Consider the following 11481-nt stretch of genomic DNA (forward strand, 5'->3'; position numbering starts at 1 on the left):
CGTCTCGCCCCTTCGTGGGCAGCGTCAGAGGTGTACAAGAGAGCGAGTTCGCGGCCGCCGGCCAGTGCTGGTGCGGCCTGTTCGTGCGCACGGACGCGCCCGACGACTTGGCGCCCGGCATGGAGGCGGGCGTGCCGGAAGGCCCCGTCGAGGTCCGCGTCGCGGCCGCCGGCGAGCTTCGCGACGGCGAGGCCCGCCACGTGAAGATCGGCAAGCGCGACATCGCGCTGTTCCGGGTCGACGGCGAGCACTACGCGCTGTCGAACGTCTGCCGGCACGCCTTCGCGCCGTTGGCCGACGGCTTCGTGGACGGCCACACGGTCATGTGCCCGTGGCACGGGTGGCGATACGACGTGCGCGACGGCACGACCGACCACCCCGACGCCGACGTGAAGACCTACCCCGTGATCGTGCGTGACGGCGAGGTGTTCGTCGTCGTCTGAGGGTGGGCGGCGCGGGTCAGCCCCGCAGCGAGTGTATAATCGCATCGGAATAGTGCGTAAGAACCCCTTGCGTCTGCCGCCGGAGCGCGCACAATGGCGGCATCTCGCACCATCGCGCAAGGAGGCCCGCCATGTCACAGCCAGCGCCCGGCGTCGCCGAGACCATCGGCGACACCCCCGTCATCGAACTCCGTCACGTCGCCCAAGGGCTGCCCGCCCGCGTGTTCGTCAAGCTCGAGCCGCGCAACCCGGGCGGATCGGTCAAGGACCGCATCGGTGCGGCGATGGTCGCCGACGCCGAGGAGCGCGGCCTCATCACGCCGGGCGAGTCGGTCATCGTGGAGCCCACCAGCGGCAACACCGGCATCGCGCTGGCGATGGTCGGGGCCGAGCGCGGCTACCGGGTCGTGCTGACGATGCCGGAGAGCATGTCGCTCGAGCGCCGCCGACTCGCCGCCGCCTACGGGGCAGAACTGGTGCTCACGCCGAAGGAGCTCGGCATGAAGGGCGCGGTCGAACGCGCCGAGACCATCGCGGCCGAGACGCCCGGTGCGTGGATCGCCGGCCAGTTCGACAACCCGGCCAACCCCCGCGCGCACTACCGTACCACCGGCCCGGAGGTCTGGGAGGCGCTCGGGGACGCCGGGATCGGCGCGTTCGTCGCCGGGGTCGGCACGGGCGGCACCATCAGCGGCGCGGGGCGGTTCCTCAAGGAGCGCGACGGCTCGATCCGCGCCATCGCGGTCGAGCCGGCCGAGAGCCCGATCATCGGGCAGCGGCTCGCCGGCGAGGACCTCACGCCTGCGCCGCACCTCATCCAGGGCATCGGCGCGAACTTCATCCCGAACACCCTCGACCTCGAGGTGCTCGACGGGGTCGAGTGCGTGACTGGACCGGATGCCATCGCGACGTCGCGGAGGCTCGCCGCCGAGGAGGGCCTGCTCGTCGGCATCTCGGCGGGCGCGAACGTCACCGCGGCGCTGCGGCTCGCTGCGCTGCCCGAGTACGCGGGCCGCAGGATCGTCACGGTGGCCCCGGACACCGGCGAGCGCTACCTGTCCACCGCGCTGTGGGAGGGTGTCGGCTGATGCGCGTCTCGCAGCGGCTCGACTACGCCGTTCGTGCGCTCGTGGAGCTCGCGCGGCTCGACCCGGGCGAGTCCATCTCGGCCGGCGAGGTCGCGGCGCGTCTCGGCCTGCCGAAGCGCTTCCTCGAGCAGCAGCTCACCGCGCTCGCGCGCGCAGGCATCGTCAGCGGGCGGCGCGGCTCGGGCGGCGGCTGCGCGCTCGCGGCGCCCGCGGACTCGCTCACGGTCGCGGCCGTCGCACGCGCGGTCGAGCGCGACGTCCTCGATGTGCCGCACACGTCCGCCTCGGCCGTCGCCGAGATGTGGGCGGACGCCGCCGACGCGCTGGACGCGCACCTCGGCGAGGTCACGATCGCCCGGCTCGCCGAGCGGCAGGATGCCATCGACGCCGAGGCGGCCGGGATGTACTACCTGTAGCGCCACGCCCGCCACGCCTGCTACACTCTCGTCCCCCGCAGGCACGCTGCGCGAGGGGTCGACCCGCAGGGACGCACGGGCGGGCGGCCACCGGGAAGGTGCTGACCGAAGATGCGACGCAAGATGCTCCACGGCAAGATCCACCGCGCGACCATCACGGGCGCGGACGTCTCCTACGAGGGCTCGGTGACGATCGACGCTGCCCTCATGGACGCCGCCGACATCCTCCCCAACGAGGCCGTCGCGATCTGGGACGTCGACAACGGCGCCCGCTTCGAGACCTACGCGATCCCCGGGATGCCGGGCTCCGGTGTCGTGTGCGTCAACGGCGCGGCCGCGCGTCTGGTCTCGGTGGGCGACCGCGTGATCGTCGCTCACTTCTCCGAGATGGACGACGCCGAGGCGCGTGCCCACGAGCCGCACGTGGTCTTCGTCGACGAGCGGAACCACCCGGTCGAGTGTCGCGCCGAGCATGGCGGCCAGGCCGAGGTGCGGCGCCTGCCGCTCTAGCCGGGCGTCCCGCCGAGCGCCCCGGGGACCTTGGCTCTCACGCGCTCGGCCGCTTGGGCGAGGCCGGCCGCGTCGAACGCCGTCTCGCCGTCGATGACGCGCCACACGCCCGCCGACATCACGGCGCGCACGTTCTCCCGGCACCCTTCGCGCAGCAGCGTCTCGAGTGGGTCGTCCGTCGCCGGGATCCGCACCGCGATGAGGTCCGCCTGCTTGTCGGGCTCGAGCGAGCCGAACAGGTCGGCCATGCCGAGGACCCATGCGCCCTCGTAGGTCATGATCCGCAGCGCGCGCTCGGCGGACAGGTCGGGTGCGATGCGCATGAGCTCGCGCGCCTCGGCGAACAGGTCGAGGTCGCGGGTGTCGAGCCCCGAACCGGTGCCGATCGCGAGCCTCGCCCGCGCGTGCAGGAGGTCGCCGACGGGCGGCTCACCGTGCCCGAGGCGGACGTTGGAGCGGGGGCACAGCACGACACCCTGGGCCCTCGCCGCGAGCCGGCGTGCGTCGCGGGCGTCGGCCCGGGTGCAGTGGACCGCGATGGCACGTTCGAGCACCCCGAGGGTGTCGAGGTAGTCCACCGGGGAGACGCGCGGCGGGCGGAAGCCGACCGCGTGCTGAGCGGCGAGCGGTTCGAGCGGCCCGCCGCCTCCTGCGAACAGCAGCGACTCGGCGCTCGACTCGGCCACGCGGATCGCGAACGGGCAGCCCTGCTCGCGCGTGAGCGCGCGTACGGCGCGGAGCGCCTCGGGCCCGACGGTGTAGGCCGAATGCGCGCCGGCGGCGCACCGGATGCGTCCGTGGCCGGTCGGGCCGTCCGCCGGGTACTCGCGCTCGGCCAGGTAGTCGACGAGCTCCGACTCCGAGATGCCGAAGACCTCCCAGAAGAACACTCCAGCCAGACCTGCGTCGGCCGCCGCGGCCGGCGACTCCGGGCCGAACACGACGTCGCCGACGACCGTGGTGCCGGTGAGCAGGCACCGGGTCGCGCCGTACGCCGCCGAGTCGGCAAGGTCGTCGTTGTCGAGCACGCCGAGGCGCTCCGCGGCCGTCCGGATGCGGACGGCGGGGTCGGCTCCGAGCGACATCCCTCCGACCGCCGACAGCGCGAGGCGTGTGCGGGCGTTGACGAGCCCAGGGGCGAGCACGCAGCCGTCGAGCCGAGTGACCTCGTCGTCAGGGAAGCGCGCGGCAAGGTCCGCCGCCGCGCCGACCGCCGTGATGCGGCCGCGGCGGACGGCAACCGCCCCGTCGCGGATCGGCGGATGCGAGACGGGCAGGACCCAGTCGGCGGTGATGATCATCGGCCGGCGCCCCGGTGTGTCCGTGCGCGGCGTGCAGACGCGTCGGCTGCGGCACGCGTGCCGGCGCGCGGCTTGCGAGCGTGGTGCATGGGTCCCTCCCTCAAGGCACCAGAGTACCCGACCGTGCGGTCACCGCGCAGTGCGCTGCGTCACCGAGCGCAGGTCAGCCGTTGCGCGCGCGCTTGCGATCCTTCTCGACGAGCAGCCGCTTGCGCAGGCGCACGGACTCGGGGGTCACCTCGACGAGCTCGTCGTCCTCGATGTACTCGAGCGCCTCCTCGAGTGTGAACGTGATCGCGGGCGCGAGCTGTATCCCCTTGTCCGCCGAGGCGGCGCGCATGTTGGTGAGCTGCTTGGCCTTTGCGACGTTGACCACGAGGTCGCCCGACTTCGCGTGCTCGCCGACGATCATCCCCTCGTAGCAGGTGTCGCCCGGACTCACGAACATCTTGCCGCGCTGCTGGAGCGCGTCGAGCGCGTACGCGACGGCCTTGTCGGTCGACATGGCGATGAGCGAGCCGCACTGGCGTCCGCCGATGTCGCCGCGGTGCGGGCCGTACTCGGCGAAGCGGTGGAAGAGCGTGGCCTCGCCGCGCGTGCCGTTCATGATGCGCGTGCGCAGGCCCATGACCCCGCGGCTGGGGATGCGGAACTCGAGGTGGACATGCTCGTCGCGCTGGACCATGTCGGTCATCTCGCCGCCGGCGGTGCCGAAGATCTCGATGACCTTGCCGGCGTACTCGGCGGGCACGTCGACGACGGCCTGCTCGATCGGCTCGAGGAGCTTGCCCGCCTCGTCGCGCTTGGTGATGACGCGCGGCCGGCCGACCTGGAACTCGAATCCCTCGCGGCGCATCGTCTCCATGAGCACCGACAGATGGAGCACGCCTCGGCCGGAGACCTCGACGCCGGTGCGGTCGGGCGTCTCCTCGATGCGCATGGAGATGTTGGACTCGGCCTCGCGCGCGAGGCGCTCCTTGAGCTGCCGGCCGCCGACGATCGAGCCCTCGCGGCCCACCAGCGGGCTGGTGGACGCCTCGAACACGACGGACATCGTCGGCTCCTCGACGGCGATGGGGTCGAGGCGGACCGGATCGACGCGGCAGGTGAACATGTCGCCGATGTCCGCGTCGTCCACGCCCACCACCGCGCAGATGTCGCCGGCGTGGCAGGTTTCCGCCTCGGCGCGGCCGAGCGCCTCGAACGTGAACAGCTGCTTCACGGTCGCGTTGAAGCGCGTGCCGTCGTTCTTGACGACGAGGATCGCGTCGCCCGCGCGCATCGTGCCCGAGAAGACGCGTCCGATACCGATGCGGCCGACGTACTCGGAGTGGTCGACCGTGCACACCTGCATCGCGACCGGCCCGTCCGGGTCGACGTCGGGCGTGGGCACGTGGTCCACGATCGCGTCGAGGAGCGGCAGCATGTCGCCGTTGCCGTCGTCGGGCTCGTTTCGCGCGTAGCCCTCGACCGCGCTCGTGTAGACGATGGGGAAGTCGAGCTGCTCGTCGTCGGCGCCCAGGTCGACCATGAGGTCGAACACGCCGTCGACCACCTCGTGCGGGCGCGCGCCCGGGCGGTCGATCTTGTTCACGACCACGAGCGGCTTCAAGCCGTGCTCGAGCGCGTGCTTGAGCACGAATCGTGTCTGCGGCATCGGGCCTTCGAACGCGTCCACGATCAGCAGCGCGCCGTCGGCCATCTTGAGCACCCGCTCGACCTCGCCGCCGAAGTCGGCGTGGCCCGGCGTGTCGATGACGTTGATCTTCACGTCGCGGTGCCGCACCGAGATGTTCTTCGCGAGGATGGTGATGCCGCGCTCGCGCTCCTGGTCGTTGCTGTCGAGCACGCGCTCGGCCACCTGCTGGTTGTCGCGGAAGACGTGCGTCTCCTGCAGCAGGCGGTCGACCAGCGTCGTCTTGCCGTGGTCGACGTGGGCGATGATGGCGATGTTGCGGACGTCTTGCTGGCGCACGGGTTGCTCCGGTCACGGGTGCGGGCGGGCGCGCTAGAGTAGCACGGATGCGCGCGCGAGCGAGCGGGCGGCTTCGCGAGGAGGACGGCGGCATGGCGGGTCATCGCAGCGAGTACGACGCGATCTACGGGCTGCTCATGGAGGCGGCCTCGCCGCTCGATGCCGAGGCGCCCTGCGTCGCGGCGTGGGTCGCGGATTCCGCGCTGAAGGACGGGCACCTCTACGCGGCGATGGGTCTGACCGACCGTTCCGAGGTCCGCGCGCTCATGGAGCGGCACTTCCCGGCGATCGCTGCGGGCAACGACCGCGACATGCGCTGGAAGAAGTACTTGTACAAGCGGATGTGCGGCTGGCCCGGATTCGAGGGTTGAAAGCGCCCGGTGTGCGGGGCGTGTCCCAGCTACGAGGAGTGTTTCGGCGCCGAGGAATGAGGCGGGGCGCGCGGTCTTGCTCCCGCGGTTGTCACAGGGTAACCTCCACCGCATGAGGGACTCATCGCGACACGACGCCTACTTGGGCACGACCGAGGCTGCGGCCCTGCTCGGCATCACGAGGCAGGCCGTGCTCAAGAGGATCCGCGCGGGCACGCTTGATGCGCGGAAGATCGGCCGCAACTACGTCGTGCCGGTCGCTGCCATAGGAGGGCGTGACGGCGCGGCGATCATGTCGGCCGACCCGGCGTTGCGTGACATCGTCGACCGGCTCGTTCGCGGCTACGACCCTGAGCGTGTCTACCTGTTCGGCTCGGCTGCGCGTGGCGAGGCGGGGCCGGACAGCGACTACGACATCATGCTCGTGATGCCCGACGACGCACGGCCGGAGCGGATGGACGCGCGCGACGCGTACTCGGACCACCTGTGGGGCCTTGAGGTCCCGGTCGACGTCCTGATCGTCTCGCGCGCCTACTTCGACGCCGCCGCCGAGCAGGTTGCCGCTTCGCTGCCCGCAGCTGTTCTGCGCGAGGGGGCGCTGCTCTATGTCGCGTGACGTCCTGGGCGACCACGTCGCCGCTTGGATGCAGCGCGCGGCGGCCGACTTGGCGGCTGCCGAGCACGACCTGCGCGCCGAGCCGCCGCTTCTGGCTGACGTCGTGTTCCACTGTCAGCAGTCGGCGGAGAAGGCGCTCAAGGCGCTGCTCACGGCGCAGGGCGTTCCGTTCGGCAAGACCCACGTGATAGGCGAGCTGGCGGCGAAGCTGACGGAGCGCGACTCGGGGTTCGAACCGCTGCTGCGAGAAGCGGCCCGGCTGACGGTCTACGCGTGGCGCTACCGGTACCCGGGCGACTTCGTCGAGCCGCCTCACGACGAGGCCGTCGAGGCGCTCGAGGTCGCGCAGACCCTGTTCGACGCCGTGAGAGAGCGACTGGCGCGCCGCCGATAGACCGCGCCGCTACGGCCGTCCGACGCCCACGTACGTCACGCCCGCGGCGCGCACCGCGTGCGGGTCCAGCGCGTTGCGCCCGTCGAACACGATGCCGCCCGGGACCATCGTTCCCGCGAGCGCATGCCAGTCCGCCTCGGCGATCTCGCGCCACTCGGTCGCGACGACCACCGCGTCGGCGCCGGCGACACAGTCGGCCAGCGAGCCGCACGCGCTCGCGCCCGCGGGTACGGGGACGGGCACGGGGTTGTACGCGCGCACCTTCGCGCCCTCGGCCAGCAGCAGCGCGACGATCTCGGAGGCGGGCGCCTCGCGCACGTCGTCGGTGTCGGGCTTGAAGGTCAGCCCGAGCACCGCCACGGTGCGCCCCTCGATCGACTCCCAGTGGTCCACGAGCGCGCGCACCGGCAGCAGGCGCTGACGCGAGTTCACGTCGATGACGGCGCGCAGCAGGTGGAAGTCGTAGCCGTGCAGCGTGGCGAGGAAGTCGAGCGCGCGCGTGTCCTTCGGGAAGCACGAGCCGCCCCAGCCGATGCCGGGCTTGAGGAACGCGGTGCCGATCCTCCTGTCCATCCCGACGCCGCGGGCGACGAGGTCGACGTCGGCGCCCACGAGGTCGCACAGCGTGGCGATCTCGTTGATGAACGAGATCTTGGTGGCGAGGAACGCGTTGCTCGCGTACTTGATGAGCTCGGCCGACGCGATGTCGCAGGCGACCACCGGTGCCTCGACGTCGCCGTAGAGCGCCGCCAGCCGGGCGCACGCCGCGTCCTCGCCGCCGATGACGATGCGGTCGGTGTCGTACCAGTCCGCCACCGCCGAGCCCTCGCGCAGGAACTCCGGGTTCGAGGTGTACGCGATCCCGCGCGCGGCGAGCTGCTCGGCGAAGCGCTCGCCCGTGCCCGGCGGCACCGTGCTCTTCATCACGACGAGCGTCTCGGCCGAGGCGTCCTCGGCCAGCGCGTCCACGACGGCGCGCACGGCGGACAGGTCGGCGGCGCCGGCCGCGGTCGGCGGCGTGCCCACCGCGACGAACGCGATGCCGTCGACCGCCTCGATCGCGGCGTCGTCGGCGATCGTGAAGCGCAGGCGGCCGGCGGCCAGCCCCTCGGCGAGGTACTCGGCCAGCTGCGGCTCGTGGATGGTGGGCGTGCCCTCGGACAGGCGCGCGACCTTGGCAGCATCGGTGTCGAGCACGGTGACGTCGTGGCCGGAGTGCGCGAGGCACACGCCGGTGATGAGCCCGACGTACCCGGCGCCGAAGACGGTGACGCGCTCGCTCACGAGCGGCGCTCGCGGTCGCGGTCGATGTCGAGCGCGCGGATGCGCCACTGCACGTCCTCGATGAGCTTGCGGTTGGCGCTGGTGAGCTCCGCGAGCAGCGCGGCCAGCAGCATCATCGCGGCGAGCAGGACCAGGCCCGTGCCGAGGATGAGTGACTGCACGTGGCCCTGGCCGCCGGTCGTGAAGTAGTAGTAGAGGAAGCGGGCGCCCACGCCCACGCCCGCGAGCATGAAGATGGCCGCCGGCCACGCGAAGAACGGCACGGGCCGGTAGGTCATGAAGATGCGGAAGATCGTGCCGATCGAGCGGCGGACGTACGAGCCGATCGACTTGACCAGCCGCGACGGGCGCAGGTCCTCGTTCACGCGGATCGGCACCGAGGTGATCGCCATGCCCATCTGGCCGGCCTGGATGATTGTCTCGATCGTGTAGGTGTACTCGTTGAGCACGTTGAGGCGCATCGCGACGTCGCGCGACATGGCGCGGAAGCCGCTCGGCGCGTCGGGGATGTCGGTGCCGCTCGCCACGCGCACCGCCCAGCTGCCGAGCTTCTGGAGCATCTTCTTGACCGGCGAGAAGTGCGCGATCTCCGAGATCGGGCGCGCGCCCACCACGATGTCCGCGTCGCCGGCGAGCACGGGCGCGACGAGGGCGGGGATGTCTGCGGCGCAGTACTGGTTGTCGGCGTCCGTGTTGACGATGACGTCCGCGCCCGCGCGCAGGGCGCCGTCGAGGCCCGCCATGAACGCGACCGCGAGCCCGCGGTTGTGCGTGAGCCGCACGATGTGGTCGACGCCGTTGGCGCGCGCGACCTCGACGGTGGCGTCTGTGGAGCCGTCGTCGATGACGAGCCACTCGACGCTGTCGAAGCCCGGCACCTCGCGCGGCAGCTCGGCGAGCGCGACTGCGAGCGTCTCGGCCTCGTTGTAGCACGGTATCTGGATGACGAGCTTCACGCGGCGGACCCCTCGGTCGCTGGTGTCTCCCCGGCAGACAAGGATAGCAAGGCGCGGGCGGTTTGCGGCGCGCGGTGCGCTGCGCGATGCTGTGCGCGAGGCGTGGCGGGCGGCGTTCGGGAGGAGTCGTGATGGGGCGCACGGTAGGGACGCTCGCGGCGGTGGCCGTCGTGCTGGCGCTGGGGCTCGCGGTGTCGGGGGCGTCGTGCAAGCCGAAGGCGAAGCCTGCGGGCGGCGGGACCGGCGGCTCGAGCGAGGCGACCGCGCCGATCGTGGTCGGCGCGCCGGACGGCGTCGAGGGCGAGGTGCTCGGCGCGATCGTGATGCGGCTGCTGAAGGCGGAGGGGATCGAGGCGAGCGCAGTCGAACCGTACCGGCGGGCCGAGGACGTCGCGAATGCGGTGCGCGACGGGCGTGTGACCGCATTCGTCGCCCATTCGGCGTTCAGCGGGGGGCTCACGGTCGTCGCCATGACCACAGCGCACTCGGGCGAGGTCATTTGCACGAGCAAGGACGTCTCGGACCTCTACATGCTCCGCTCGCTCGATGACTTCGCGTCGTATGCGAAGGGTGGCGGCGACGTGCGGCTCGCGTGCTCGGAGAGGTTCGCATCCGTCGCGGCGGGTCTCAAGGCGCTCCAGGAGGCGTACGGCCTTGCGCTAGGGCCGGACCAGATCGACGCCCGGTCGGACACGACGACACCCGCTGCGGTGGCCGACCTGGCCGCGGGACGCGTGACCTTCGCCGTCGCGTCCGGTACCGACCCCGCCATAGACGACCTCGGGCTCGTCATCCTCGACGACCCGCGCTCGTTCGCTGAGACCGGCGCTCCGGTCCTCGTCGTGAAGGATGAAGTCCTCGCCGCGCACCCGCAGCTCGCTGACGCCTTCGACGCCGCCTTCGCGGGTCTGACCACCGAGGTCCTGCGCGGCCTGAACCGCCGCGTCGCCTACGGGGGCGAGTCAGCGGACGCGGTCGCCGAGGAGTACCTCTCCGGCGGCGGCTACCTGAAGTAGCGCTGTCGTCGCCTGGTGCTATGCTCGCCGCGAGGAGGTGGCGTGCATGTCGGTCGGGCCCGATCTGAAGCCGAGAGCGAACCGTCGCGTCTACATGGAGGCGCTTCGCCGCATGACGCCCGAGGAGCGTCTCCTCATAGCGTTCGAGCTGACTGAGCGGCGGAACGAGCGTACTCGCGCGGCGTTGCGCCGATGCTACCCCGATGCGACGGAGAACGAGATCCACGACCTTTACCTCGAGGTCCGGGCCCAGCGCCGCAAGAGCACATGACCACCCTTCCTGACATCGCCCGCGCCGCCGTCGCCGAGCATCGGATGCTCCCCGACGCCGCATCCGTGCTCGCGATGGTGTCGGGCGGCGCCGACTCGACCGCGCTGCTGCGTCTGCTCGCGGCTGGTGAGCTCGGCGAGCGCCCTCTCGCGGTCCTGCACGTCGACCATGTCTTGCGCGACGAGTCGCCAGCCGATGCCGAGTGGGTGCGCGCGCTGTGCGAGGCGCTCGGCGTGGAGTGCCGCGTGGTGCGCTTCGACGTGGCCGCGTACGCCGAGGAGCACGGCCTGAACCTCGAGGACGCCGGCCGCCGTGTCCGCTACCGGTTCGCCGACGAGGAGCTCGACGCGTTGTGCGACCGTGCCGGCGTGCCGCCGCGCCTCGGTCGGATCGCGACCGCGCACACGCTGTCGGACAGCGTGGAGACGTTCCTCATGCGCGCGCTCTCGGGCGCGGGCGCGGGCGGGCTCGCCGGCGTGCCGCCGGCGCGCGGCCGCATCATCCGACCGCTCATCGGAGCGCGGCGCGACGACGTCATCGCCTACCTGGAGCAGGTCGGCCAGGATTGGCGCGAGGACGCCACCAACGCCGACACCTCCCGGTTGCGCGCGCGCGTGCGGCACGAGGTCGTGCCGGCGCTCGCGGCGGTCCAGCCGGCGCTGCACGAGACGCTCGGCCGCTCGCTTCGCATCCTCGCCGACGAGGACGCCCTGCTCGCCGAGATGGCCGAGGCGTTCGCGCGCGACTTCGCGCAGCCGGCCGCGGACGGCTCGCTCGCGTTCGACCGTGCGCTCATGGGCACGCTCTCGCGCCCGATGGCCCGCCGCGCGGTGCGAGAGG

The 11481-nt window shown here is 72.0% G+C and carries 13 protein-coding genes; 9 read left to right on the plus strand and 4 right to left on the minus strand.

Translation table 11 applies throughout. The features are described 5' to 3' along the window. The first annotated feature begins 14 nt into the window (after positions 1 to 14). The 4 genes from FDZ70_02195 (at position 15) to FDZ70_02210 (ending at position 2457) form a co-directional block, all read left to right on the plus strand. Entirely contained in the window at positions 15 to 443 is a 429-nt protein-coding gene (locus FDZ70_02195; protein ID TLM80080.1) for a non-heme iron oxygenase ferredoxin subunit, read from the plus strand. A gap of 131 nt (positions 444 to 574) precedes the next feature. Next, on the plus strand, positions 575 to 1531 hold the full coding sequence (gene cysK / locus FDZ70_02200) for a cysteine synthase A (protein TLM80081.1): 957 nt from the start codon (positions 575 to 577) through the stop codon (positions 1529 to 1531). After that, on the plus strand, positions 1531 to 1947 hold the full coding sequence (locus tag FDZ70_02205) for an Rrf2 family transcriptional regulator (GenBank protein TLM80082.1): 417 nt from the start codon (positions 1531 to 1533) through the stop codon (positions 1945 to 1947). Before cysK ends, FDZ70_02205 begins: the two co-directional genes overlap by 1 nt. Positions 1948 to 2058: 111 nt before the next feature. Then, positions 2059 to 2457, plus strand: coding sequence for an aspartate 1-decarboxylase (locus tag FDZ70_02210; protein ID TLM80083.1), 399 nt, complete (start codon positions 2059 to 2061; stop codon positions 2455 to 2457). On the opposite strand, the gene FDZ70_02215 is transcribed toward FDZ70_02210, so the two are convergent. Both FDZ70_02215 and typA read right to left on the minus strand, forming a co-directional pair. Further along, a complete protein-coding gene (locus tag FDZ70_02215) occupies positions 2454 to 3758 on the minus strand; it encodes a hypothetical protein (protein ID TLM80084.1) in 1305 nt (434 codons plus the stop codon). The two genes, FDZ70_02210 and FDZ70_02215, sit on opposite strands and share 4 nt — an antisense overlap. A 163-nt stretch (positions 3759 to 3921) precedes the next feature. Continuing rightward, positions 3922 to 5733, minus strand: coding sequence for a translational GTPase TypA (typA, locus tag FDZ70_02220; GenBank protein ID TLM80085.1), 1812 nt, complete (start codon positions 5731 to 5733; stop codon positions 3922 to 3924). Positions 5734 to 5780: 47 nt separating this feature from the next. Between typA and FDZ70_02225 the strand changes: the two genes are divergently transcribed. The 3 genes from FDZ70_02225 (at position 5781) to FDZ70_02235 (ending at position 7114) form a co-directional block, all read left to right on the plus strand. Beyond that, positions 5781 to 6104: a hypothetical protein gene (locus FDZ70_02225; GenBank protein TLM80086.1), complete on the plus strand. Its 324-nt coding sequence runs from the start codon at positions 5781 to 5783 to the stop codon at positions 6102 to 6104. 292 nt (positions 6105 to 6396) lie between these two features. Then, positions 6397 to 6720, plus strand: coding sequence for a nucleotidyltransferase domain-containing protein (locus tag FDZ70_02230; protein ID TLM80092.1), 324 nt, complete (start codon positions 6397 to 6399; stop codon positions 6718 to 6720). Further along, on the plus strand, positions 6710 to 7114 hold the full coding sequence (locus FDZ70_02235) for a HEPN domain-containing protein (GenBank protein TLM80087.1): 405 nt from the start codon (positions 6710 to 6712) through the stop codon (positions 7112 to 7114). The genes FDZ70_02230 and FDZ70_02235 overlap by 11 nt, the downstream gene beginning before the upstream one ends. Positions 7115 to 7123: 9 nt before the next feature. Here the strand turns inward: FDZ70_02235 and FDZ70_02240 are convergent, their stop codons facing one another. Continuing rightward, entirely contained in the window at positions 7124 to 8398 is a 1275-nt protein-coding gene (locus tag FDZ70_02240; protein TLM80088.1) for a UDP-glucose/GDP-mannose dehydrogenase family protein, read from the minus strand. Beyond that, complete coding sequence (locus FDZ70_02245; GenBank protein TLM80089.1) at positions 8395 to 9354, minus strand: glycosyltransferase family 2 protein; 960 nt, start codon at positions 9352 to 9354, stop codon at positions 8395 to 8397. Before FDZ70_02245 ends, FDZ70_02240 begins: the two co-directional genes overlap by 4 nt. A gap of 86 nt (positions 9355 to 9440) precedes the next feature. On the opposite strand from FDZ70_02245, the gene FDZ70_02250 reads away from it, so the two are divergent. Together FDZ70_02250 and tilS are read left to right on the plus strand one after the other, a co-directional pair. Further along, complete coding sequence (locus FDZ70_02250; protein TLM80090.1) at positions 9441 to 10370, plus strand: hypothetical protein; 930 nt, start codon at positions 9441 to 9443, stop codon at positions 10368 to 10370. 192 nt (positions 10371 to 10562) lie between these two features. Next, positions 10563 to 11481 (plus strand): tRNA lysidine(34) synthetase TilS (gene tilS, locus FDZ70_02255; protein TLM80091.1); only part of this gene is annotated, 919 nt, incomplete at its 3' end.

The organism is Actinomycetota bacterium, from assembly GCA_005774595.1.
GTDB lineage: Bacteria > Actinomycetota > Coriobacteriia > Anaerosomatales > D1FN1-002 > D1FN1-002.